Source organism: Micrococcaceae bacterium Sec5.1 (genome assembly GCA_039636795.1).
Taxonomy (GTDB): domain Bacteria; phylum Actinomycetota; class Actinomycetes; order Actinomycetales; family Micrococcaceae; genus Arthrobacter.
Map to the genome: position 1 here is coordinate 250266 of CP143430.1, position 25656 is coordinate 275921.

20 protein-coding genes are annotated in these 25656 nt (G+C 62.0%); 15 read left to right on the forward strand and 5 right to left on the reverse strand.

The genetic code is table 11. The annotated features are described in order from the left end of the window. The first annotated feature begins 38 nt into the window (after positions 1-38). A complete protein-coding gene (locus VUN82_01270) occupies positions 39-431 on the forward strand; it encodes a DUF1304 domain-containing protein (protein ID XAS72517.1) in 393 nt (130 codons plus the stop codon). A 21-nt stretch (positions 432-452) separates the two neighbouring features. Here VUN82_01270 and VUN82_01275 read toward each other — a convergent pair whose 3' ends face one another. Continuing rightward, positions 453-872, reverse strand: coding sequence for a VOC family protein (locus VUN82_01275; protein ID XAS72518.1), 420 nt, complete (start codon positions 870-872; stop codon positions 453-455). 64 nt (positions 873-936) lie between these two features. Continuing rightward, positions 937-1956 (reverse strand): Lrp/AsnC family transcriptional regulator, encoded by a 1020-nt coding sequence (locus tag VUN82_01280; GenBank protein ID XAS72519.1) that lies wholly within the window; start codon positions 1954-1956, stop codon positions 937-939. Between the two features lie 124 nt (positions 1957-2080). Between VUN82_01280 and VUN82_01285 the strand changes: the two genes are divergently transcribed. The 6 genes from VUN82_01285 (at position 2081) to VUN82_01310 (ending at position 11242) form a co-directional block, all read left to right on the forward strand. Further along, on the forward strand, positions 2081-3499 hold the full coding sequence (locus VUN82_01285; GenBank protein ID XAS72520.1) for an MFS transporter: 1419 nt from the start codon (positions 2081-2083) through the stop codon (positions 3497-3499). Beyond that, complete coding sequence (locus tag VUN82_01290) at positions 3496-4707, forward strand: amidohydrolase (protein XAS72521.1); 1212 nt, start codon at positions 3496-3498, stop codon at positions 4705-4707. Before VUN82_01285 ends, VUN82_01290 begins: the two co-directional genes overlap by 4 nt. A gap of 90 nt (positions 4708-4797) precedes the next feature. After that, the gene (locus VUN82_01295; GenBank protein ID XAS72522.1) at positions 4798-6213 is read left to right on the forward strand and encodes an acyltransferase; all 1416 of its coding nucleotides are present in this window, start codon (positions 4798-4800) and stop codon (positions 6211-6213) included. Continuing rightward, positions 6210-6566 (forward strand): GNAT family N-acetyltransferase, encoded by a 357-nt coding sequence (locus VUN82_01300; protein ID XAS72523.1) that lies wholly within the window; start codon positions 6210-6212, stop codon positions 6564-6566. Before VUN82_01295 ends, VUN82_01300 begins: the two co-directional genes overlap by 4 nt. Before the next feature lie 171 nt (positions 6567-6737). Further along, complete coding sequence (locus tag VUN82_01305; protein ID XAS72524.1) at positions 6738-8339, forward strand: RNA polymerase sigma factor; 1602 nt, start codon at positions 6738-6740, stop codon at positions 8337-8339. A 176-nt stretch (positions 8340-8515) separates the two neighbouring features. After that, positions 8516-11242, forward strand: coding sequence for a hypothetical protein (locus VUN82_01310; protein ID XAS72525.1), 2727 nt, complete (start codon positions 8516-8518; stop codon positions 11240-11242). On the opposite strand, the gene VUN82_01315 is transcribed toward VUN82_01310, so the two are convergent. Further along, complete coding sequence (locus VUN82_01315; protein ID XAS72526.1) at positions 11239-11595, reverse strand: hypothetical protein; 357 nt, start codon at positions 11593-11595, stop codon at positions 11239-11241. The genes VUN82_01310 and VUN82_01315 overlap by 4 nt on opposite strands. 230 nt (positions 11596-11825) lie before the next feature. Between VUN82_01315 and VUN82_01320 the strand changes: the two genes are divergently transcribed. Genes VUN82_01320 through VUN82_01335 form a run of 4 tightly spaced genes read left to right on the forward strand, consistent with a single transcriptional unit; the run spans position 11826 to position 17153 of the window. Next, positions 11826-13388 (forward strand): aspartate aminotransferase family protein, encoded by a 1563-nt coding sequence (locus tag VUN82_01320; protein ID XAS72527.1) that lies wholly within the window; start codon positions 11826-11828, stop codon positions 13386-13388. Further along, positions 13385-14728 carry a lysine N(6)-hydroxylase/L-ornithine N(5)-oxygenase family protein gene (locus VUN82_01325; protein ID XAS72528.1) on the forward strand — a complete coding sequence of 448 codons (1344 nt, stop codon included), beginning with the start codon at positions 13385-13387 and terminating at the stop codon, positions 14726-14728. Before VUN82_01320 ends, VUN82_01325 begins: the two co-directional genes overlap by 4 nt. Then, complete coding sequence (locus VUN82_01330; protein ID XAS72529.1) at positions 14725-15315, forward strand: GNAT family N-acetyltransferase; 591 nt, start codon at positions 14725-14727, stop codon at positions 15313-15315. Before VUN82_01325 ends, VUN82_01330 begins: the two co-directional genes overlap by 4 nt. Further along, the gene (locus VUN82_01335; GenBank protein XAS72530.1) at positions 15312-17153 is read left to right on the forward strand and encodes an IucA/IucC family siderophore biosynthesis protein; all 1842 of its coding nucleotides are present in this window, start codon (positions 15312-15314) and stop codon (positions 17151-17153) included. The genes VUN82_01330 and VUN82_01335 overlap by 4 nt, the downstream gene beginning before the upstream one ends. A 183-nt stretch (positions 17154-17336) precedes the next feature. Here the strand turns inward: VUN82_01335 and VUN82_01340 are convergent, their stop codons facing one another. Continuing rightward, on the reverse strand, positions 17337-18089 hold the full coding sequence (locus VUN82_01340) for a hypothetical protein (GenBank protein ID XAS72531.1): 753 nt from the start codon (positions 18087-18089) through the stop codon (positions 17337-17339). 252 nt (positions 18090-18341) lie between these two features. On the opposite strand from VUN82_01340, the gene VUN82_01345 reads away from it, so the two are divergent. The 4 genes from VUN82_01345 (at position 18342) to VUN82_01360 (ending at position 24509) form a co-directional block, all read left to right on the forward strand. Beyond that, positions 18342-20963, forward strand: a complete 2622-nt coding sequence (locus tag VUN82_01345; GenBank protein ID XAS72532.1) for a GEVED domain-containing protein — start codon at positions 18342-18344, stop codon at positions 20961-20963. 105 nt (positions 20964-21068) lie between these two features. After that, complete coding sequence (locus VUN82_01350; protein ID XAS72533.1) at positions 21069-22550, forward strand: SpaH/EbpB family LPXTG-anchored major pilin; 1482 nt, start codon at positions 21069-21071, stop codon at positions 22548-22550. A gap of 173 nt (positions 22551-22723) precedes the next feature. Then, positions 22724-23662 carry a class C sortase gene (locus tag VUN82_01355; protein ID XAS72534.1) on the forward strand — a complete coding sequence of 313 codons (939 nt, stop codon included), beginning with the start codon at positions 22724-22726 and terminating at the stop codon, positions 23660-23662. A 67-nt stretch (positions 23663-23729) separates the two neighbouring features. Then, a complete protein-coding gene (locus VUN82_01360) occupies positions 23730-24509 on the forward strand; it encodes an SDR family oxidoreductase (protein XAS72535.1) in 780 nt (259 codons plus the stop codon). On the opposite strand, the gene VUN82_01365 is transcribed toward VUN82_01360, so the two are convergent. Continuing rightward, positions 24472-25569 carry an FUSC family protein gene (locus tag VUN82_01365; GenBank protein ID XAS72536.1) on the reverse strand — a complete coding sequence of 366 codons (1098 nt, stop codon included), beginning with the start codon at positions 25567-25569 and terminating at the stop codon, positions 24472-24474. The genes VUN82_01360 and VUN82_01365 overlap by 38 nt on opposite strands. Between the last annotated feature and the right edge of the window lie 87 nt (positions 25570-25656).

The window sequence follows — 25656 nt, forward strand, 5'->3', positions numbered from 1 at the left end:
TCACAGGCTCTGTAACGCAGGGAGGCTAGGATCAGACCATGATCCTGGCCTCCCTGATTTTTGCCCTGCTTGCGGCGTTGCTCCACGTGTACATCTTCACGATGGAGTCCATCACATGGACCAAGCCAGCCACGTGGAAGCGGTTCAGCGTCACGTCGCAGGCTGATGCCGAAACCACCAAGCCGCTCGCCTACAACCAGGGCTTCTACAATCTGTTCCTGGCCATTGGCGCACTAGTAGGCATCATCGCAGTGGCCATGGGTGCACCGCAGGTTGGCTGGACCCTCGTATTCAGCTGCTGCGGTTCCATGCTCCTTGCGGCGCTGGTGCTCGCAGCGAGCGGCAAAAAGTACCTCCGCCCTGCGGTTCTCCAGGGGACAACGCCGCTGCTCGCCGTCGTGCTTGGTGTGCTGGCTTTGGCGCTGGGCTAGAGCCAGCGGGGCCGATGCGCCTTAGTGCTCCGGCGGGCCACTCTGCGCTGCGGCCTGGTCCATATAGACAACCTCCCAGTGGTGGCCGTCGAGGTCGCGGAACGCCCTGCTGTACATGAACCCGAGGTCCCTGGGATCGTACGTCTCGGAACCTCCGGCTTCCACAGCCTTAGTGGCGAGGACATCAACACCTTCGCGGCTGTCGGCAGAGATGGCAACAATCGCCCCGGCCGAGTTCCGGGTGTCCGCGATGGGCTGATCAGTGAACTGACTGAACTTGTCGTGCGTCAGGAGCATTGTGTAGATGGTGTCGCTGAACACGACGCAAGCGGCTGTCTCATCGGTGAAGTTTGGATTGATGGAGTAGCCAAGGGCCGTGTAGAAGGCCTTGGACGCCTCGAGGTCGCTGACGGGCAGGTTCACGAAAATGGACGTAGTCATGGGTTCGATCCTGCCGGTGTTTCGCCATTCCGTCCAGAGCACGACAGGCAGTTGTGGATAACGCTTAGGAAGGTTCCCTCCAGAGAGGCAGGGGGACCACGGTGCGGCTGCAACCTGCTGCATCAAGGACATGGCCGAGCCGCTTGTAAGTCCGGACTACCGCCTGCCTGGACATGACTGCAGTTCCCGGAGCCCGCTGGGCCAGTTCGCGTTCGTAGGCTTGGACTTCCAGATAGTCACGGACCCACAGGGTGACCAGCAGGTTCTGTGCGCCGAGGACTTGGGCACTAAGCCGGCAATTGGGCAAGGCAGCGAAGAAGCGTCCGACGCCGTCAACGTACTCGGCTGGAACGTTCAGGACAAGCGTCACTTCCCGGAGCCCCTGCTGGGCGGAGGTGGACGAATCGCATCTCAGCGTCATGTAGCCGGTCGCAAGGAACCGTTCCACCCGCCGTCGTGCTGTTTGAGGCGAAACGCGGCAGGCGGCACCCAACTCGGCCCAACTTGCCCTGCCATCCTTGGCCAACTCTTCCAATAACGCTGCATCGAGCCTGTCCGGGGCGTAGGCGGGGTGCGCGGGCAGGGGCTCCGCTGACATGAGCCGGGCGCGCGCCGGTTCCAGCGTTCCGCTGCGCCATTCCGAGGCCTGCCGGTACAGCTTGGTGACGAAAACGACCTCGCGACGTGTGACGCCGGGCAGTTTTGGAAAGGCGCCGGTGACGATATCCATCAGCTCCTCGTGGCTCGACGCAAAGCAGTCCATGAAGAGGTCGTGCGAGCCCGTCACCAAAGAAACAGTGCCGAACGCAGGCTCAGCGCACAGCCGTTCGATCAGGGCCTCGCTCTCGCTGGGCAAGGATGACAAATGAATGAACGCAGACCACCCGGCGCTGAGATAACGCTGGCCAGGTGCAGGGGTGATCCACGCCTGGCCCTGGCTGGCGAGGGCGTTCCATCTCCTCGCCACAGTGGGCGCGGACAGGCCAAGGGCGTCGGCAATCCGGCTCCATTCGGCGCGTGGATTGATCTGGAGTGCATTCACAATTTCGAGGTCAAGTTCGGAAATTATGGCTGATTCGTTCACTTTCGCCCATCTGATGTGTATTTCAAACGATTTCGAGATCAGTCTAGGCGACGGCCATATCGTCGTGACTCGCATCACTAATCGGCGGGCTAGCCTCAACAGGCCCAAGACCACAAGGAAGCACATGGCAAGCAAGACAGCACCAGCGGCGACGTCAGGAACGACGCGCCGGTCCATTGCGGGAATGATCTTCGCAATGGCATTGATTGAATCATTGAGCGGAGTCACCCAGGGTTACCTGAACCCCATCCTTCCCGCGCTCGGACCCGTCTTCGACATTGACGATCCAACCATCAACGGCATCTTCCTGATCTCCAACGTGAGCTTTGCGGTCCTCACCCCGATCATTTCAAGGCTGGGCGACAGCTATGGATACAGGCTGGTGCTGCGCTGGTCCACAGGTGTGGTGACGCTCGGAGTGCTTCAGATGGCGTTGTGGCCCACGCTGTGGACGGTGACGATTGGCGTGGTCATGCTTACCTGTGTGGTGGGCTTCATCCCCCTCATGATGGGCATCCTGCGCGTTAGCAGCCCTGGACACACGCGCACTGGCGTGAGCGTCATGATCGGGATGCTCATGATCATGGTGGGAGCAGGCGGGCTCCTCGCCGGAATCGTTGGGGTCACCAATCCGACGCTCGGCTTCTGGGTGGCTGTTCCCTTCGCAGTGGTCGCCTTCATCTCTTCCTTCTTACTGCCCGACGCCGGAGTGCCGACTCGTGAGGGCATCGCACTGGCGCCGTTGCTGGCTTGCTCGCTCGGGCTGATTGGTTTTGTTGTGGCGCTCTCGATGGCACCTGAATGGGGTTGGCTGGATGCCCGGACTTTGATTGCTGGCCTGTTGGGGCTCGCCTTGCTGGCCTACTGGGTAAAGCGCGACTACAGCGGCGCCCACGGCAGCCGGTTCGTTGACCTGCGGATGCTGGCAATTCCCCGGATCCGCGCCATTTCCATGGCCACGTTCTTCTTCGGCTTCGCTTCCATCAGCTACTTCGGCACCAACGGCATCTTCCTGCATTCCAACCCGGACAAGACCGGATATGGGTTCGCGCTCAGCCCACTGATGATCGCGGTTGTGTTGGCCTTGGCTTCGGTTCTCTCACTGGTTTCCTCGCTGTTGACGGCACGGGCCCTGCGCCGATTCGGCGAACGTGCCACCTTGGTATTCGCCGGACTGCTGCTCGTAAGCGGATTCCTGGTGATGATCGTGGCCCACGGGACTTTGCCCGGTTACTGCACCGGTTTTGCAATGTTCAACCTGAGCCTGGGAATGTACCAGGCAGGCACCCGCTCGCTGTCCGTGGAAGGTGTTCCCTTGGAAGAAACGTCGACGGCGGCCGGGCTCAACGAGCTGGCCCTGTCCGTCGGCATCGCGGTGGGTGCCGCAGTCGTGAAGCTGCTGTCCTCAGCCTCCGTCGAATCCGGCCGCATCACCGAGGCCGGGCTTCTGTCCATCTGGGGGGCTTTGGCGGTGGCCGCACTGATCGCGGCGGCGGCAAGCGCCCGCTACCCGAAGCGCGAGAACGCCGTGGTGTCCGCATGATCGCCACTCGTCTTAACAGCACGAGCCGCGGCGCCGCCGTCGTACGCGTATCCCAACGCGAGATCGAGGCCCCACTGAAGGCCGCCATCGAGCGGTGGAAGCCGGACCTGCTGAACCTCAGCCACGCCATCCACGCCGATCCGGAGCTCGGCGGCCAGGAGTTCCGTGCCATCAAGCGCGTCAGGCGGCTGCTCCATACGGCTGGCTTCCGCTTCGATGATCGCCAGCCACTCCACGCCACCGCCTTCAGTGCGAGCTACGGAAGCGGTGAACTCGTGGTGGCCCTCTGCGTTGAGTATGACGCCCTGCCGGACATCGGCCACGCCTGCGGGCACAACGTCAATGCTGCCAGTGCTGTCGGAGCAGCGCTGGCCCTGGCGGCGGTGGCCGACGAGCTCGGCATCACTGTCAAGGTGTTCGGAACGCCGGCGGAGGAGACTACAGGCGGCAAAGTGGACCTGATCGCGGAAGGCTTCTTCGAGGACGTCTCGCTGGCGATGATGGTTCACGCAGGTGCGGCCGACGTAGTGGGAGGTTCGTCGTTGGCGATGTCCATGTGGGACGTCCTGTTCGAAGGCCGGTCGGCCCACGCCGCTGCTGCCCCGATGGAAGGAGTCAACGCCCTGGACGCACTTGTCGTCGCGCAGACGGCCATTGCGCTGGCGAGGCAACAACTCCCGATCGCGTCGATCATTTCGCTGATCGTCACCGAGGGCGGAAGCGCCGTCAACGTCATCCCCGAGCGTGCAAGGGCGAGCGTTGAGATGCGGGCTCCGAGCATCCAGAAGCTGCGAATCATCCAGGACAAGGTCCGGCGCTGCCTCGAAGCAGGCGCCCACGCCAGCGGTTGCACGCTGGAAGTCACGCCAACCGGCAATGACTACGCCGAACTCCGACAAGACCCGTTCCTGTCGGATGCCTACCGGGCGGCCATGACGGCCATCGGACGGGACGTTGTCTTCAATGACGAGCCAGTGGCCTCAACGGACATGGGCAACGTCTCCCAACTGGTGCCAAGCATTCACCCGATGGTTGGCTACGACGTTCGTGGCGCCGCCCATCACACCGCCGAGTTCGCGGCCTTTGGCGCCTCGGCCGGCGCCGACAGGGCAGTACTCGATGGATCGTTCGGGCTGGCCGCGGCAGCGTGTGCCGGCGCCTTGGACCCGGAGGAACGGAGGCGGTTACTGAGCAGGACACGCCACTAGCACCTGCCGACGCCAGCACCGCTGGTCCCCACGGCACCCGGGGCGGACAATGGAGTCAACACGCAGGGGCGTGTATTAGTAGGGAGGGCCATGCAGCGGACAAAGCCGGTTCATCCTCCCGCCAGCCGGAGCGCGGCTCTGCCGGGAGCCTCAGCAGTGGGACCGCAACCCCCGGTGCAGCCGCAACCGGCTGTTCGGCGTGATCCAGCAATCGACCTGGTCCGCTTCATCTGCCTCCTTCTGGTGGTCGCAGCCCACTGCATGATGGTGAGCCCCGTTCTGCACAGGGACGGGAAAGTCACCACGGGAAACACGCTCATGGAGCAAGGCTGGTTCACGCCGGTCGTCTGGGTGCTCATGATCGTTCCGTTGTTCTTCGTCCTGGGCGGCGTCACCGGGTTGCAGTCGTGGCGGCGCTTGAAAGCACGCGGCGGCACGGGCTTCGACTTCGCCCAGCTGCGGCTCCTTCGCCTGGTCCGCCCCGCCATGGCCCTGCTCGCCGTGATGTGGGCGGGGCTGTGGGCGGCCCTGCTCCTCGGCGTTGATCCACAGGTGATCCAGTTGATGACCACCGGGGCCGCGATGCCCCTCTGGTTCCTGGCCGCCTACCTCACAGCACAAGTCAGCATCCCGCTTATGGCCCGGCTCCATCAGCGTGCCCCACTGTCAACTTTGGGCATTCTCGTAGCGCTGATCATTACCGTCGACTCCCTCCGCGGCGCCGTCCCGGTTCTTGCCTTCGTCAACATGGTGTTTGTCTGGTGCGCAGTCCAGCAGCTCGGATTCCTCATGGCCGACGGCTTTTTTGAGCGTCGCAGCAGAACCTGGCTGGTAGGGGCGATCCTGGTCAGTAATGTGTTGCTCGGGCTGGTGACCGGCGTCGGCGTATATCCGGGCAACATGGTGGTGAACATCAACCCACCCAATCTTTGCCTGCTTCTGCTGGCCATTTCACAGACTGCCACGCTCCAACTTCTGGGCAAAGGCATACGCTGGATCGCCTCTGTGCGTTGGGTCCAGACGATCATCGCGGTGGCGGGCCGCCGGTCCATGACCGTTTACCTCTGGCATCTTCCTCTCCTGGTGGGCATGTCCGGACTCCTCTTGCTCGCCGACTTCCCCAAACCGGCCGCGGGCACAGCGGAATGGTGGTGGGCACGCATCCCCGTCTTCTTCGCCGTCATAGCCCTGCTGCTGCCGGTGGTGCTGCTCCTTGGCCGCCTCGAGAACCGTCCGACGGCGGCCAGCCACGCCCGGGGTCCCTCGCGCACCGCTGTGGTGACAGCCGCCGTCGTGGTCCTTATCCCCGTTGCGGACGCCGCATTCAATGGCTTGACGCTGGCGCTCCTGGGTGGGGGAGCTGCCTGCTTCGCGCTCGCCGTCCTGCTGCTTGGCAGGGTCCCGACGCCGGTGCTGCCGCCGTCGGGGCCGGACGGGACGCCAACGTCCGGGGTAAAGCGGTCCACATTGCCAGCGCAGGGTTTACGTGCCAATCTCGAATCATGACCGAGCACACTGAATCATTGGCAGACTCGTTCCGCGCTGGCGTCACTACAGTTCGAAACGACAAATTCCATCGCTATGAACTCCGCGTAGACGGGGAGTTGGCGGTGATTTCCCAATTCATCGATAGGCCCGGTCACATCGATTTCACCCATACCGAGACAAAGTCCGCGTTCAAGGGCCAGGGCTTGGCCAAGGTGCTGGCACATTTTGCCTTGGACGATGTGGTGGCATCCGGTAAGCGCATCATTCCCCATTGCCCGTACATCGCCGCATACCTGCAAAAGCATGAGGGCTACGAGCAGGACGTCGATTGGCCTGCCGAGAAACCCGTGGGCGAGCCGGAGAACGAGTAGGGTTTTCGGGTCTCGTTTGACGCCTCCAGGGGCGCTGATAATGGACGCCTCCCAACTGAATAGTGCACCTTCCTGCCGGATCGTGTCGCTGAAATTGCGAGTAATTTAACCCCCTAGTCGTAAGTACCCTGCGATTCAAGTCATCCCGGAATTTGCTGTCACACTGGGCTTATGGGGAGCGATTTTGATACTGGTTCCAGCGGCGGAACCATCACCGCTGGACCAGTCACTGATCAGGTAATAATTGCGATGGTCCGCGGCGGCGACACCGATGCCTTCGACTCGTTGTACCGGCGGCATTTGGCTGCTGCGCAATACGTTGCGCGGGCGAATACTGATAACCCGAGTGACGCCGACGACATCGTTGCCGAGGCATTCGCATCAGTGTTCCAGGCCCTTAGCAGCGGCAAAGGACCACGGGAGTTCTTTCGCGCCTACCTGCTGACAGTGGTGCAGCGGACGGCGCATGCGCGGAACCGGAAAGCAAGGCTCACCCAGTCTGCCCCTGACGATGCCATGCTGGATACCGCCGTCGTCGATGCTGATCCCATCCTGAAGGAATTCGAATCCTCCGCCGTGGCGGCGGCGTTCAAGTCGCTGCCAGAACGTTGGCAAGCGGTGCTCTGGCATGTGGACATTGAGGGCATGAAGCCCGCCGCTGCTGCGCCGTTCATCGGTATCAGCCCCAATGGAGTGTCGTCTCTGCTCATACGGGCAAGGGAGGGACTGCGTCAGGCTTATTTGCAAAACCACGTGGTGGTGGCTCCGGACGATGAGTGTTCGGAGTATTCCGGCCAGTTGGGCAAATATGCACGGAACGCCCTGAAACGGACCTCACACGAAAAGGTCACTGCGCATCTGGAGACGTGCTCAAAGTGCACTGCACTGCTGTTTGAACTCAACCACATCCAAGGTGCCATGCGGGCGGCCCTCTTCCCCCTGGTGACCGGCATCGTGTTGACGCCTGGCGCGGTTGCGGGATTGCTCTCAGCATCGAACTCTTCCGCCCTCACAGGCGAAGGCCCGGCAACCGTTCGATCCCTCGGCCACGTGGGGAAGGTTGCTGCTGCTGCGGCCGTTGTTGCAGGGGTGGCGATTTTTGGTCTGGTCGCGTGGTTCGGGCAGTCCGGTGCCCAGGTCAATAACGCCGGCGATGCTCCAAGCACCTCCGCCGCGTCACCCTCGGCATCCAGCCCCACGGCGTCCAGCCCCTCGGCGTCCAGCCCCGCAAGGGACGCGCCCATCATGCCGTCCCCAGCTCAGCCAGCGGTGCAGTTGCCACAACCTTTTGTAAGTGAAGAGGTTCGGCCGCATCCTGTGTCCGAGGAAATAGCCAAGCAGCGGGCAGCAGTTGTCACGAACTCCGGGACAGTGTCCTCAACCACCGAGGCCACGCCTTCAACGGCTGCCCCGTCACAGTCTGTCGACGCTGTTTTTGGCATGGAAGCTGGGGTCGGAGTACTCGAGCGCGATATCAGTGTGGGCTTTTCACTTCTGGGAGGCCCGGCATCAGGTTCCGGTGAAACAACCTTCAGCTTGCCGGAGAATGCCACCTTCATCCCGGGGAAATTCTCGGCACCGACCGGATGGTCGTGCTCAGATCCTGCTGCGGACAATCGGTTGATCCGCTGCACCACGGCGTCCATCGAACCGGCCAGCCTGGCATTCAAGATGGGCGTTTCCCTTGGGAATCCGGAAGTTGGCAGCACGTTGAGCTATCAATTCGGCGGTCAACATGTCCTTACCAAGTCCTTCGCCAACGGCTTTCACTAGCGCTGGCGGCTTCCAAAACTTTTTCTATTTTCTCCGTCACGATTCGGCGTTGGCCAACACTAAGAGGCTGACAATATCTGTGCGCATCGGCTTCCTTGGAAGCGGAAGCACTAAGCGCAGCTGCCTGGGACTTGAGCCTGGGGCGCTTGGGGACGATGGAAAGATAAGCAACAGCCGTGAAGAATTCTCTCCTGGCCAGAACCTTGGTGATACTTCTCTCCACCCTTACCGCTGCTTCAGCGCTGGGCGGCCTTCAACTTTCTCCTGCGCAGGCGGTAACGCCATCAAAGCCACCTACCCCGTCAACATCCTCGACGCCCGATGCTACGCAGCCTGGCACTGTAGTGTTCTCGGAGAATTTCGAGCACGGTAGCCCCAACTCCGCCCTGGGTGCGCAGTCCTACTCCGCTCCCGGATCAAAGCATTACGTTGGCAAGGGCGGCCAGTCGTACACAGGTTCTCCAGCTTGGATCGACGCCTCCAGGTGCAATGGCGTTATCCTGAGCTACCGGAATTCGACCACGCCCAGATGGGCGCAGTCCGGAACGGCGGCCGAAGGCAATGACAACAGGTGTTCCGAGCTCGCGGATATCCGCAGCTATCAGTACATGCGCATGTTGGCCTTGGCCATGGGTCAACAGTTCACCCCAGCTTCTCCCAGTACAAATCACGTCAACAGCTCATACACTGAATGCCCGTCCAGCAGTTCCAGCGGATCGGCGTGCGATGCCATCCCGTCCGGTCCCACGGATGGAGTGATGTTCAGGACGGCGAGCCCCATCCCGGTGACCGCGGGCCACTATTACACTTTTGGCCTGAATACGGCGTACATGAATTGCGGCCTGGCTGCGGGCGATCCGTCCTATCAATTCGCCACGGTCGATAGTGCTGGGGCGGTCACAGCCATCGGGAATCCACTTAACGGGTGCCAAACCTCGGACGATCCCAACGTGGACTCATTCCAGCAACAAGTGACCAGCGACGTCGGCGGAAACCCAGGAACCGTCACCAGGACCGTCAACATCAACTCGATGACATCGAACACCGCGATCCAGGCCGCCGGCAACTCCCTGGGGCTTGAAATGTGGAACAACAACGGCACCACCAACGGGAACGATGGCGCATTTGACGATGTGCGCCTGATGGACGTGACTCCGCAATTGAAGCAATCCTTCACACCCTCAGTGGTGGGCCCCGGCGGGATATCCACCCTCACCCTCACTGTCACCAATACCAGCGAGCTCAACGCGAAGCATGACTGGTCCATCAACCAGGCGCTTCCTTCCGGACTGACGATCGCCGGGAATCCGAACATCGGGGGAACGTGCGTTCAGGTTCCCGGAACCGACCCCTTCCTTCGCTCGGCAGAGGCGGGCAGCGGAACCCTCTCGATTTCCGGCGGCGACCTCCGTCCGGGGCAGGCCTCGTGTACCGTCCTGGTGGATGTGACAGTTTCGGCCGAGGGCACCTATTCCAGCGCATCCACAGACATTGCAACCAACTTGAACCCTCCTGCAGCGGCTTCCCTTGTGGTCCGGGCTCCCCGGATTACGCTGGGCAAGGCGCTGACCACCGCCCGCGCTGCCGTCTCAGACCAATTCACAATGGAGATCCGTAAGGGGTCTCCTGCCGGTCCCGTGGTGAATGCCATTGGTCACTCAACTACATCTGGATCTGTGGCAGCCATCGCCGCGGGTACTGGTGTCACAGGTGAGACTATGGCCGACGCAGGCGCTACCTATTACCTCACGGAAGCGGGCGCCATCCCGTCCAACTACCTCCGGAGCATCACCTGTGCGGACGCGGCTGGCCTGCAGCCGAATTTGCCTGTGGGAGCGGCGGTTGACCGGCCGTTTGCACTTACACCCGTCGCCGGCGCAGACATCACGTGCATTTTGACTGGCACCGCTGCGGCCCTTCCCGGCCTCGGGTTTACTCACGGCGCTGATGCCTCCGCTGTCCACTCGCCAGCGCAGGTGGGGGATGTGATTCGCTACAGCTTTGGGGCAACGAACAGTGGAAACGTGCCATTGAGGGATGTGGTCATCAACAACACCCTTGCCGGACTTCCGGAATTGGCATACTCGTGGCCCGGAATCCCAGGTCAGTTGCTACCGGGGCAAACACTGACCGCTGTTGCTGCTTACAGGATCACCCAAACAGACCTCGACGCCGGTAAGGTCGCCAACTCGGCTGCGCTCGCCGGCGTTCCAGGCGCCGGCGGCCTCACGGCCTCGTTGCCGGTGACTACAGATACACCGCTGTCACCGGATGCGCGCCTGGAATTCTCCACGACTGCGGATGCCTCTGCGGTGGGAGATCCCGCTCAGGTGGGCCAGGTCATCACGTATAATTTCATGGCGAAAAACGCCGGAAACGCCGCCCTCAAGGCGGTCTCCATTGAGGACCAAGTGCGGGGACGCGGGCCACTGGCCTACGCGTGGCCCGGAGTCGCCGGTGAACTGCTGCCTGGTGAAACTGTGACTGCTTCGGCAAGCTACAAACTCACGTGGTGGGACGTCAAAGCGGGCAACATCACTAACGCGGCAACAGCTATGGGGACGTCGTCGGCAGGCGGGCGGGTAACAACGCATCCTGCCACAACGGCAATAGCATTCCCGCGGACAGGGCAGAAGGAGAGCGCGGAGGCTTTCCAACGGCTGGCAGTTCAATCAGGACGAGAGGCCACTGCACAGGCCGTCCCGAATGCGTCCGTCTCGAAACAGCCCGGGGAGCAGGGTCAGCCCGGCGAGTCCGTCACCGCTACCAATTCATCGGCCGGAACATTGGCCTCCACGGGAGTCACTCTAACCTTGCTGCCGGTTGCTGTCCTCATCCTTTCCGGTCTGGTCCTGTTCGTGATGGGACGCCGCAAAGCTGTCCGGAGTCAGGCGCAGGTCTAGGTACTGGAGCGTTTCTTCTGCCACTGCCAGGCGTGCCAGAACAGGAGGGCGGCCGTGACCAGGATGGTCCCTGGAATCACGTAGGGCACGGACTGGAGGACCATAAAGTTTACCTGGGCTGAAGGACTTGGCGCCGTCGGACCGGTCATTGCCGCGACGGCGTCGAAAGCCCAGAAGCAAAACCACACCAACCCAGCGTCCAGCACCCAAAGGGCCACGACGAAGGGGTTCACGAGTACCCGCCTCCGCCCCCGTTCAGGGGCTTCCGGCTCGTGTGGACTCACTGCCCGCACCGCATTCCCGTGTTCATCGATCTCGCGGAATCCGATCCGCTCGTGTACGTCGTCAGCCACTGGTCCCCCAACCGTCGAGTTTCTGTGCCGTTGACTCTACAGCTCTTGGCTATAGGTCGGGGTATTTTCCACGGGGCCAGCTTCCAACAAAAGTCAATGACGCGTCCTCTTCCCCACATTCGGCGAAAATACGGGCATCAGGCGAAATAGATCACAAAAGTTTGACGAAAAGGTAAGCCTAAGTAAGGCTTACCTTGCTAACTAGCGCCCAATGATGGAAGGAAGCTGACGTGACGTCACCAAGTGTCGAAGAGCGGATCGCTCAGGAGCAGGACTTTGGCTCCAAGGTGGAACTGGCCCTCGCTGCCACAAACCAGCTGTTCAACGCACGAAATTCGCCCAGCTATGTGGCGCAGGTTCTTCAGGGAGTCAACGCTGTCTCCACAAAAGTCCAGCGCACAGCCCGGCCGTTCACCGGCGTCGGGCATGCAGAACTCAGGGCCAGGGTTGGTGCGATCGATCTTGAACGTCCGCTGCCGGATATGGCTGCTGCCCTGGAGGAGCTTGACGAGCTCTACCTCAAGGACGCGATCTACTTCCACGATGCCCGTTACGCGGCACACCTGAACTGCCCGGTGGTCATTCCCGCTTTGGTTGGTGAAGCCGTACTTTCGGCCATGAATTCCTCCATGGACACGTGGGACCAGAGTGCCGGCGCCACCATGATCGAGCGGCGACTCATCGATTGGACTGCGGGGCGGATCGGTTTTGACATCGATGCCGATGGTGTCTTCACCTCAGGTGGGAGCCAGTCCAACTTCCAGGCGTTGCTGATCGCCCGCAACCACGCCGTGGCAAAGCTCCGAGCCACGAATGGCGACGCGCGCCTGCCGCATGCCCTGGACCGACTCCGGATTTTCACGTCCGCAGACAGCCACTTCAGCATCCAGAAGTCCGCTTCCATGCTGGGGCTCGGCTTCGATGCCGTGATCTCCGTTCCCACCACCGACGATCACCGCATGGATCCCACCGCACTTGCGGCTGCTTTGGCGGAAGCGCACGACGCCGGCTTGGTGCCGATGGCGGTCGTGGCCACTGCTGGGACTACCGACTTTGGTTCGGTTGATCCGCTCTCCGAACTGGCGGCCTTGGTGCGGGCCTTTGATTCCTGGCTTCACGTCGACGCAGCTTACGGCGGAGGCCTCATCGTCTCCGGCCGCTACCGCCACCTCCTGAACGGGATCCTTCTGGCGGACTCCATCACTATTGACTTCCATAAGACCTTCTTCCAGCCTGTCAGCTCCAGCGCAGTCCTGGTCCGCAACGGCTCCATGATCCGCCACGTCACCTACCACGCGGACTACCTGAACCCAGAGAGTGCCGCGAGGGCTGAAATTCCCAACCAGGTGGACAAGAGCATCCAAACTACCCGCCGCTTTGATGCCCTGAAGCTGTGGCTCACCCTGCGCGCTATGGGCGCCGATGCCATTGGTGCGCTGTTCGACGAAGCGATCGACCTCGCCGGCCGTGTGGGAACCCTGTTGGTGGATGACGCCGAGTTCGAACTCGCCGCCACACCCCAGTTGAGCACTTTGGTGTTCCGCTACCGTCCGGCCGTTGACGGCGTGATCTTGGACGAGGACGCCGCTGACGTCCTCAACCCTGACATCCGCGCAGCGATCTTTGCTTCGGGCGAAGCCGTGGTTGCCGGCACCAAGGTGGCTGGCCGCCACTACCTCAAATTCACCCTCCTCAATGCCGAGGCCTCCCTGAGGGACATCCAGGAAATCATCGAACTTATCCGCCGGACGGGCGCCAGCCTGCTTGCGGCCACCACGGAGGCTGCAGCGTGAGCACCCCGGACAACAGCAGGATTTACGACGTCGCTGGCATCGGCGTCGGGCCCTTCAACCTGGGTCTCGCCGCGCTAAGTGAGCCGGTTGACGGCCTGGACTGCGTCTTCCTTGAACGTCGCGAAACCTTCGACTGGCACCCCGGCATGATGCTTGAACCCGCGCATCTGCAGGTCCCGTTCATGGCTGACCTCGTCACCCTGGCCGATCCGACGTCGCCGTACTCGTTTTTAAACTTCCTCAAGCAGACCGGACGCCTGTATCGCTTCTACATCCGGGAAAACTTCTACCCGCTGCGCGCCGAATACAACCAGTATTGCCAGTGGGTGGCGGGCCAACTGGAGTCGGTCCGTTTTAGCACAGATGTGCTGGATGTGGCGTACGACGACGGTGTGTACCGCCTTTCGGTGCAGGGTCCGGATGGTGCTGAGGTGCTTCGCGCCCGCCGGTTGGTCCTGGGAACCGGTACCTCGCCGTATGTCCCGGACTCCTGTGCAGGGATTATGGACGGCGGCGGAGTTGTCCTCCACAACGCCGAGTACCTGTCGAGGAAGAGTGAGCTGCAGTCCAAGCGCAGCATCACCATCGTCGGCAGCGGCCAGAGTGCAGCGGAGCTCTACTACGAGCTCCTTCAGGAAATTGATGTGTACGGCTACCAGCTCAACTGGGTGACCCGCTCGGGCCGCTTCTTCCCGTTGGAGTACACCAAGCTCACCCTTGAAATGACCTCGCCGGAGTACGTGGACTACTTCCACTCGCTGCCGGGGGAGCGGCGCGATTCCCTGATCAAGAGCCAGAAGAACCTGTACAAGGGCATCAACTCGGACTTGATCGACGATATCTACGATCTCCTGTACACCAAGAGCCTTTCCGGCATGGTGGATACGCAGCTGCACACCCACTCGTCGCTAACAGCCGCGAAATGGGACGCGTTCACGAGCACCCACACACTGCAGTTGCACCATGAGGAACACGGCCGCAACTACAGCTTGGAGTCCGAAGCCGTGGTTCTCGCCACCGGCTACACGTACAAGGAACCCGCCTTCCTGGCCGGCATCCAGGACCGGATCCGCCGCGACGCCAAGGGCCGCTTCGACGTCGAGCGCAACTATGGAACCGGCGTCGAACCCGGCGAAATCTTCGTCCAGAACGCCGAGCTTCACACCCACGGATTCGTCACGCCGGACCTTGGCATGGCTGCCTACCGCAACTCCTGCATCCTGCGGGAAATGACCGGCCGTGAGGTCTATCCGATCGAGCGGAGCATCGCGTTCCAGCAGTTCGGTGCGCCGGCACCAGTTGCTTCAACAGTTCCGAATACCGTGGGAGCCGCTGTATGAGCTTCACGTTCCGGCCGGTCGACCCCATAGCGGACGCACCCGTCCTCCACAGCTGGGTAAGTCAGGAGTACGCACGGTTCTGGGGCATGGTTTCTGCCACCGAGCAGGACGTTGTGGAGGAGTACTCGCGAATCGCCGAATCGGGTCACCACCAGGCGTTCCTGGGGCTCGACGACGGCGTGCCCGCTTTCCTCATGGAGCGGTACCGGCCGGAGTCGTCGCCCTTGGCGGACGTCTATGAGGTCCAGGGCGGTGACGTGGGAATGCACCTCCTGGTTTCTCCGCCCAGTGGCGACCCGCAGCCTGGCTACACCACGGCCGTCATGCACTCGGTGATGGCCGAACTGTTCGCCGACCCCGCAACCCGGCGGGTCGTCGTCGAGCCTGACGCCCGCAACCACAAGATCCATGTGCTGAACGAGAAGGTGGGCTTCCGCCCGCACGTCCTGGTGACCCTTCCCGCCGTCGATCCTGCCGAAGACCACAAGCAGGGGCTCCTGAGCTTCTGCACGCGCGAGGATTTCCTCGCAACCCTGACCCCGATTCTGGCCGCGACTGCCGCGGCGACCAGAGGAGATTCCCTGTGACTACTACTGCCGATACCGTGACCACTCCGGCTGTTGATTCCGTTTCCCACCTGACTCCTGAGCGCTGGGCCGCCGCCAACAGGCACTTGGTCCGCAAGGCGATCGCCGAGTTCTCTCACGAGCGCATCCTGGTTCCGGAGCTGATCCGTGAGGAGGGCGCCGGCGTCGGGCTCTACAAGGTTGTCAGCGACGACGCCACCGTTGAGTACCGCTTCCGTGCGCGACTCTTGGCGCTTGAACACTGGTCCGTGTCTGCTGAGTCGATTGCCCGGCTGCGCGGCACCGATGAGCTGACGCTGGATGCCTTGGATTTCATCACGGAATTCCACGAGGCACTGGCCATCCGGCAAGAGATGCTGCCCGTCTACCTGGAGGAAATCAGCAGCACACTCGCCAGCCACGCCTACAAGCAGGGCAAGCCGTTTAGCTCTGCCGAGCTGGCGGCGGGCATCACCCGCGGTACGGACCAGGCGGCCGATTTCCAGGCGATCGAGCACAGCATGACCGAGGGGCACCCATGCTTCGTTGCAAACAACGGCCGGCTGGGTTTCGGCATCGCCGATTACCATGCATTCGCGCCGGAAACCGGTGCCGTGGTCAAGCTTCAGTGGATCGCCGTTCATCGCAGCAAAGCCGTCTTTACGTCCAGCGCAGGTTTGGATTACCGGACGCATTTTGAGGCCGAACTTGGAGCTGCAACTCTGGCATGGTTCAACGCGGACCTTTCCGCTTCCGGCCTTGATCCTGAGGACTACCTGTTCATGCCGGTGCATCCCTGGCAATGGGATAACAAGCTCACCGTAACGTTCGCGGCAGAAATCGCCCAGCGGCACATTGTGAACCTGGGCAGCGGCGAGGACTCCTACCAGGCGCAGCAGTCCATCCGTACGTTCTTCAACACCACGTCGCCGGCGAAGGCGTACGTCAAAACGGCCTTGTCAGTGCTGAACATGGGTTTTATGCGTGGTCTTTCTCCTCAGTACATGAAGGCAACGCCGGCAATCAACGATTGGTTGCAGGAACTGATCGGCAATGACCAGGAGCTCCAGAACCGTGGCTTGGCCATGATCCGTGAAACGGCGGCCGTCGGTTACTACAACCACTATTACGAGGCTGCATCGGCCAAGGGCTCTCCATACGGGAAGATGCTCTCGGCTCTGTGGAGGGAAAGTCCCCTTCCGATGCTCAAGGACGGCCAGCAGTTGGCCACCATGGCGTCCTTGTTGCATGTGGATTCCTCCGGGGCATCCCTGGTCTCATCCCTGATTCAACGCTCAGGTTTGGCTCCAACTCAGTGGCTGCGCCGCTACTTCGAGGCCTACCTCGTTCCGTTGATCCACTGCCTCTACGAGTATGAGCTCGCGTTCATGCCTCACGGCGAGAATGTCATCCTGATCCTCGAGGACGGCGTGCCGGTACGGGCCGTCATGAAGGACATTGCCGAGGAAATCGTGGTCATGGGGGACCGGCTGGACTTGCCCGAGGAAGTCTCCCGCATCAAGGCTGAGATCCCTGCCGAGGAAATGGTCCTCGCGATCTTCACTGACGTGTTCGACTGCATCTTCCGTTTCCTCGGGGCCATCCTTGTGGAGGACGGGACCCTGCGCGAAGACGAGTTCTGGGGGACGGCAGCTGCCGTGGTTCGCGAATATCAGGAACGGCATCCGGAACTAGCGGACCAATTCGCCATGCATGATCTGTTCGCTGCTGACTTCGAGTTGTCCTGCCTTAACCGGCTGCAGCTGCGGAACAACCAGCAGATGCTCGATATCTCGGATCCGTCCTGTGGATTGCAGATGGCTGGCCGCCTGGCCAATCCATTGGCAAAGTTCGATTAAGTGGAAAATTGGCGGAGGCGCCGCCGGGAAAAATTGCTTCATCCGGTGGCGCCTCCTCGTGACTGGCTGCCTGATCCGACCCCAGGCAGCTGCCACGCCTATGTAGTACTAGTTGCCGCTAAATCGTGTTGCGAAAGTGGGCACGGCTTCGCAGCATTTCCTAATTCCGTGTCATTCCTTTTATCAGGCTGACCGTCTATAGCGGAGGCCTGCCATGGCCCGGTCGCACTCAGCTCGGGAGCTGGGAAGATCCAAAAATTCCACGAGCGTGCGCCGCCCAATGCCCTCGTGTAGCCGGTCAATGAGTTGCAGACAGCGAAACAACGCCTTGTAGCTCTCCCGCTTGCGGCTCATCAACGTGTGAATGCTGCCGCGATGGTAGGCGGCAGTGGCGTCCACTGCCGCTAATTCGCCTCGGCATATGTTTCCCATTTCCGCCAACATGTCCCAATTAAGCAGTTTGCCGCCCTCAGACCATTCGAGGTGCAGGGTTGCTATCGTGTGGCTTCTCCGCCCGGCGCTGCGGCCGAGCGACATTTCATGGATCAGCCTTTCGAAGTGCGCCATGGTTGCAAGCCCTGTATAGACGTCGGTGCAGGAGAACGGTTCAAGACGTTCATTTTCCATTGCCCATCCCTCGACGAGATCCCGCATGGAGCCGTCATCAGCCGGCACGCCTGCCGCTTCGAAAAAGGCACTGAAATCCTGCATGGTTTCGCGGACTCCAACGCCGTGATAAGCACGGGACGCCCCGAGATTCTTGGCAGACATTTGCAGCTCACCACCCTCCGCTTGGGTCTTCAGCATGTCCTCGACTTCAGGAACGAGCCAATCACCCGGGAATAGCCATCCTGCTTGCTCACTACGTTGTCGCCAGCGCCCACGGAGCTGTAAGGACCTGCTTTCGATTTTCAGATGAGCGCGTTGATCTTTCATGTCCAATGAGTGCCATTGAGCGCCAAGTCATGACGCAATTTCGTCCAAATACTGGACATCGTTCTCCCTTGGACAAGGTTCCATCCGCGGCCAGAAAAAGTTTTCGCTTTTTGCGGCATGAACTTTTCCCACGCCGCACTCATTGACTGGAGACCAACCCTGCCGGACGCAAATGGATGGTCTCTCTTGATGTAACTGTCTTGCTCGTCGGTTGAGGGGTCGACCGGGTCACTGTTCTTTGGAAGGAACCCCTTGAAGTATCCGGTTGGGAAGATTACGGCGTTCGTTGCCGCGTTGATGATGGTCCTGGGAGGGCTTTCATTCGGGACGCTGGGCTTCGGGACACCGGCTCAGGCTTACGAGATCGCGACCGCCCCGGCGACCCTCAATGGTCCCGGTACTGTCGCCACACTTTCCATGCCTGGGTCTGGTCTGACCACCACCTATGGCCAGTCGGGTTATACCTACATGGTGGGCCGGTCAACGATCGGCAGCCGTGGATATGTGGCCTCTGATTTCTCACAAAACGTAGGAACAGGGGCCCCTGCTGTTGAATTCGCCACCCACGCAGTCAATAATTGCGCGGCAACCGGCCCCTGTAGCGGCTTGGGGACCGTCACGATCGCGTTCAGCCAGCCGGTGAGGAATCCCGTGCTCAACATCGCTGGCCTCGGCGGAGAGGTCGACTTGGATGAAACTGACAACGGGAGTGTTGACCGACAATCCCAGTTGAGCGCCGTCCTTAACCTCGCAACCCCAGGCCTGACGATGACCAAGCTGTCGGGTGGCAACCTTTCGGTGGCAAACAACGCCATCACTACTAGCAACAACAATGCCGGAACGGCGTGTAATACGAGTGTGCAGACCGGCACACCCGACCCTGTCGACGCACAGGCTACGGCAGGATGTGGATCGGTCCGCATCAACGGCATCGTGACCACGTTGACTTTCAACATCAGCAGCGTCTTCATTCCAGTCAGCAGCACGATGCCCGGTTACACCGACAACGACATCACACACATCGGAGACCACAACCAGGACAACTTCGTCATTGCGATGAGCGCTCTGCAGGATTTCGGTGATGCTCCGGCCAGTTATGACCAAGGCAGTGCTGCCCGGGCTGTTCTGTCGGACGTGACTCTTGGGCCGAACGTCACTGAGGACAACGCGACGGTTGCCAACGGCACCGCCTCGCCGAATGCGGGTCTGACGGCGGCCCAGGACCTGATGGACGACGGCGTGGTGCTGGCTCCGATGGTGCAGGGTGCTACGAGCTACTCGACAACGGTGGCGATCAGCGGGGCCAGTAAAGCAGGCATGACCTGTGGGTGGATTGATTTCAACAAGGACGGGATTTTCAATAACACTGCCGAGCGCGCCTGCGCTTCCTTCTTGGCGGGTGCCACGACCGCCACACTGACCTGGACGTCGATCGCTCCCGTGACTGCGGGGACGACGTATGCGCGGTTCCGGATCGGCTACGCCACCGCCCAGGTCCAGCTCCCGATCGGACCCTCCGATTCCGGCGAAGTGGAGGATTACATCTTCACGGTCGCTCCGGCCGCTGCTCCGGCGATCACGCTGGTGAAGACGGTGAACAAGACCACGCTGGTGGCCGGTGAAACGGCCACGTACACGTTCGTGGCGAAAAACACGGGCAACGTGACGCTGACCTCGGTGGTCATCGCCGAGACGCAGTTCTCCGGAACCGGCACGATGTCGGCCCTGTCCTATGCCTGGCCTGGCCTTCCCGGTGTGTTGTTGCCCGGGCAGTCCGTGACCGCGACTGCAACGTATGTGGTCACGGCGCCGGATGTCACGACGGCGTTGCTGACCAACACGGCGAAGGTCACTGGAAACCCGCCCTTGGGGTTGCCCGTCACGGCGGTCGATGACGCGCAGGTCACAGCACCGGCGGCGTGGAAGATCAAAAAGACCGCCACGGTCAACGGGGCGGTTCCCGCGAACGGGTCCGTCAGCCCGGGGCAGACCATCGTGTACACGGTCACGGCTACGAGTGTCAGCGGCACCATCACCGGGGTCGTGCTGAAGGACAACCTGGGGGAGGTCCTGGATGACGCGACGTTCGTGTCCGGTTCCGCGACCCTGGTGATCGGCACGGGAACACCCGTGGCGGTCGCCAACCCGGTGCCGCCCTCCACCCTGCTGAGCACCGCGGCGTTTACCCTGCCTGCCGGGCAGACAGCCACCCTGAAGTACAGCGTCGTGGTCAAGACCGGGGCGTGGAACAAGGAGCTTGTCAACATGGTGACGGGCACGGCGACCACCACTCCGCCCCAGACGTGTGCACCAGGCTCCAGCGGGCCGGGCCCTGACTGCACCACCACCCACCGCACCCCGGGCAAGGTCCTGATCGAGAAGATCGGCGAGTCCTCCGGCGGCACCTGGGTCCCGATGGCCGGCTCCACCTGGGCCGTGCACGTGGACAACAACGGCGCCCCCGGCGCCCTCCTGGCCAGCCCGGCCGTCACCGCCGTGGCCGGGCAAACCGGCCGGTTCCAACTCGAAGGAATCCAGCCCGGAACGTACTGGCTTGCAGAAACCAAGGCCCCGGCCGGGTTCAGCCTGCTCGCCGAACCGGTGAAGTTCACCCTCGCCACCACCGGTGCCGTGACCCTGGGCCAGGGTTCCCAAGGCCAGGGCGCCGGTAGTGGGGTCGTGACCAGCACGGACGCCGACGGAGACGGGATTTTCCTGCTCACGGTCCGGGACGTGCCGGCCCTGAAGCTGCCCGAGTCTGGCGGCATCGGCTGGTGGCCCTTCACCACCGCCGGATCAGCCCTGCTGCTGGCCGCCCTCGCCCTGACCCTGGCCGCCAACCGCCGCCGCCGGAACGAGCCCATCACCACCTAGAAGAGTTCCCCCCAATCCCCGCCGCGTGTTTGTGGGGTGGGGCGGTGCATGTCCATCTCCGAGCACTACCAGTTTGAAAAATCATCACGATGAAAGAGGAAACAAGTGAGTAATCACCACACCGGGCGGCTTTGGAAGACCGCCGCCGCTACGATCGCCGGGGCGGTGTTGGCGATGTCCTTCTCCGTGGCCCCGGCCTCGGCTGCGCCCCTGGTTGATGGGGACAAGACCGGTTCGATCACGGTCCACAAGTTCGAACGCCCCGCCACCCCGACGGGCCTGCCGAACAACGGCACGTCCGTGGACACCACCGGCCTGACACCGTTGGCCGGTATCGAGTTCACGATCCAGCAGGTCAACACCATCGACCTGTCCACCAACGCCGGCTGGGACGCCGCGCACAACCTCTCGGGCGTGTTCGCCCCGGCCAACCCCGCGGGCTCGATCACTGGCGCCGGGTACACCCTGGGCGCTGCCCAGGCGAAAACCACCGACGCTGCCGGGACCGCCGGTTTCACCGCACTGCCGGTGGGCCTGTACCTGGTGACGGAAACGAACTACCCCGCCGGTGTGACGCCGTCGGCACCGTTCCTGGTGTCCGTGCCGTTGACGGACCCGGATAACAAGGACAACTGGATCTACGACGTCCACGTCTACCCGAAGAACTCCGTTGCCGGGGCCGAGAAGACCGTCACGGACGCCCCTGACGTCAAGCTCGGGGACCAGATCGACTTCACCATCACCGGTGACATCCCGAACGAAGCCGTCATCGATGGCTACAAAATCGTGGACGTCCTGGACCCGAAACTGACCTACGTCGGCGCGTCCGCGACCCTCGTTGACGGCACGCCCATCACGGCAAGCACGGACTACACCGTGAGCTTCGACGCCGCGACCAACACCGTCTCAGTTGTTTTCACTACCGCCGGCCGTGCGAAACTGGCTGCACATACCGACACCCGTGTGCAGGTCATGGTGAACACCAAGGTCAACACCATCGGTGAGATCGAAAACGAAGCCGTCGTGTACCCGAACGCTGCCAGCTTCACCACCACCCCGGGCCAGCCCGGCGGCCCGATCGTCACGCCCCCGGTCGTGACCAAGTGGGGCGAAATGACGCTGCAGAAGGTCAACGAGAACGGTGCAGCCCTTGCCGGCGCTTCCTTCTCGGTTTACACCAACCAGGCTGACGCGCAGGCCGGGACGAACCCGGTTGACCTCAACGGCCAGACGGTCTTCACCGTCGCCGCTGACGGCACCCTGACGATCTCGGGCCTGCGGTACTCGGACTGGGCCAACGGCGCCGCCCTGGCACCCGGAACCCCGGACTACCGCACGTACTACCTGGTAGAGACCACCGCCCCGGCAGGCTATGAACTGCTCGCCGAGCCGGTCTCCTTCCTGATCAACAGCACCAGCACGACGGTCGGTATCGACCTTGAAGTGAAGAACATCCCCTCCAACAGCGGCTTCCAGCTGCCGCTGACCGGTGGCGTGGGAACCGGCATTCTTTACGCAGCCGGTGCCCTCCTCGTCGTCGGTGCGGCCCTGATGTTCGTCCGCAACCGCCGCACCAGCAACAACTAACACCAGCACCACCGCAACCGGTAGCACCACTAACCGGTAAGCAACACTGCGGGGGCCGCTACCCGCGGCCCCCACAGGAACCCCAAGTGGGGAAGAACGCCAACCACGCGCTCTTCCCCACTTGCATTCCACTTTCACTCTTCATAACCGACTCACCCAGCTACAGGATTTTGATGACACAGGCACCAACCCGCACCCGTCGTGGACTCGGGCATCTGACCGGACCGTGGAGCCGCCAACGGCTCCTGATCGTGTTGGTCGCGGTCATCGGCGTCGGAATCCTGCTTTATCCCACGGCCGCGGCCTGGTTCTCGGATCGGGTCCATGCCACCGAGATCAGCGGCTATGTGGATTCTGTCCAGACCATGAACCCCTCCGCGAAGAAGTCCCTCCTCGACCAGGCCCGGGAGTTCAATGAAGAACTGCCCTCGGGACCTCTGCGCGACCCTTACTCCTTGAATGAAGCAGGGGAACAAACCACCATCGGTGCCGGCTCCGAGGCGTATAAGGAGATGCTGGCTGTCGGTCCTGGAGGCATGATGGGCCGCATCAGCATTCCGTCCATCCACGCCGATTTGCCCATCTTCCACGGCACGGACGAGGACACCCTCTCGAAAGGCGCCGGCCACCTCTTCGGCTCCGCGCTGCCCGTGGGCGGCAAAGGCACTCATAGTGTTTTGAGCGCTCATTCAGGGTTCGTAAACGCCACCCTTTTCGACGACCTGGACAAAGTCCATGAAGGTGACGTCTTCAGCATCAACGTGCTCGATGAAACCCTTTATTACAAGGTCGACCAAATCCTCACGGTACTGCCCGACCAAACTGAGGCCCTGCGCAAGGTTGAGGGCAAGGATTACCTCACACTCATTACCTGCACGCCCAAAGGCATCAACAGCCACCGGCTACTTGTTCGCGGCGAACGAACCACCGCACCCACCAGCGCTGAGGGACCCCGCACCCTGCCGTCCACCACAACAGACCCCGGATTCCCTTGGTGGATCCTTGGCATCACCGGTTCGATAGTGCTGGCCATCATCGCCACCAAGCCGCGCAGGCGATCCTCTGACGAAGAGCAGGCGATACCCTCTGACGAAGAGCATTTGATCTTCTGACGAAGAGCACTCGACCCTCTGAAGAAAAGACAGGGCGCCGGAGGCGTTCAGCGCATAGTCTAGGCGCATGACGACTCGAGCCAATGAACTCACCGCCCTGGTTACTGGTGCCACGGCTGGGCTCGGTGCGGAATTCGCGCGCCAGCTCGCCGAAGCCGGACACCACCTCGTCCTGGTAGCCCGCGATGAAGAACGCCTCAAGGAAAAGGCCGAGGAGTTCGAACGCGACTTTAGTATCTCGGCGGAGGTTCTGTCCGCCGACCTGACGACCGACGTCGGGGTTTCCTTGGTGGCCGATCGCTTGCGGGACGCTGCTCGACCTGTGGATGTCCTGGTCAACAACGCCGGAATCGGACTGCTGAAGTCGTTCGAGCAGAACGAGTTGGAGGACGAAAGGCGGCATCTCCGCCTCCACGTGCAGACACCCATGGAGCTGTGCCACGCGGCGCTTGAAGTCATGCTGGCTCGTGGAAAAGGCCGGATCATCAACGTTGCGAGCGTCGCAGCCTTCGCCAACAGGGGAACCTACTCGGCGGCCAAAGCCTGGCAGGTGACGTTCAGCCGTTGGGCAAATATTGCGTATGGGAAGTCGGGCGTGCAGGTCACAGCGGTGTGCCCTGGCTTCACCCACACCGAATTCCATGACCGCATGGGCATGGATAAGTCCGTGGCGCCGGCATTCCTGTGGCTCACCGCCGAGCGCGTGGTGCGGGAAGGGCTGGAGGACAACGCCAAGGGCAAGGCTGTTTCCATCCCGACACGTCGATACAAAGTGGTGAGCTTCTTTGCGCGTGTCCTGCCGGCGAAGCTTACTTCCGGACCGCCGCGCCGGCCCCTGCAGCCCTAGTAACCGCAGCGCGCGGTGCCCTGACCAGCACCGCTACCGCGATTCCAATCACCGCTCCAACGAACGTTTCAACGGCCCTCTCCGTCACGAGCACGCCCGGATCCATGGGCGACGCCAGTTGGGCGATCAGCAGGACCACGGGCGTGAAGAACACCATGGCCCAGCCATAGTGCCGCGCCATGAACAGCTCAGTGGGAAACTGGCAGAGGACCACCACAACGGCCAGGACCACGGCAGCGTGGCCGGGGAAATACTGCAGCGGTGACAACGGAGTTGGGAAAAGTACGACGGCGACTACCGCCAACCCCAGGAACGTCCCCACGACGCGGTGGATGCCACGGTGGACGCGGCTCGGGAGGTCCGCCCCTGCCAACGGCACGGCAGCTGCGGCCATGGCCCAATGCGGATGGCCGCTCCCACTCAGAACCCCACACACCCCGGCAGCACCGACAGCGAGAGTGTAGCGGGCCGCATGAACAAGGGCAGATTGCCGTAGGGGTCCGCGGAAGACAGGGACACTGCGGGCAGCGCCCGGCTCCCACTTTCGGTGCCGAAGCCAGCCAGCGAATCCGACCAGAATCGAAAACGCTGCCGAAGCCGCACCGATCAGCACCGCCGTCAGGAACGGAACGCTCGTGGGAACCGACGCGCACGCCCCCAACGCGAGGATGCCGAAGAACGGCCCGATCGGTTTAAGCCGTACGGCGTCTGCATATAAGGAACCCGCACCCGCAAAGAGCGTCGCCACCAACACCAGCCACCAGGAGTGGATGTGGTTTACGGAAAGAAACGCGCCAATGGTGAGTCCGCCAACCAGAACCAGCGCGGCCTGGGCTTGGTGTTTGAGCCGCAGTTGGTGGGTTTCGTTGCGTCCGTACATTCCAGTGAGCGCGCCGAACACCGCATACATCATGAGGTCCGGACGGCCTACCAGAATCAGGACCAGCCCGGGTACGGCGACACTGAGGGCTACCCGAACCGCCGAGAGGCGGTCGTTGTTCGCCGGCCCCAATCTATGGAGCTCCCGGGCGTGCGCCATGAATGCGGGCACGGGAAACACCACCAATCATTCAGGGCTTGTGGGCGAGCTATCTGTATCGAAAATTATCAGGAGCAGCGGGTGGGCCGCCATAAGCCGGGTCACAAC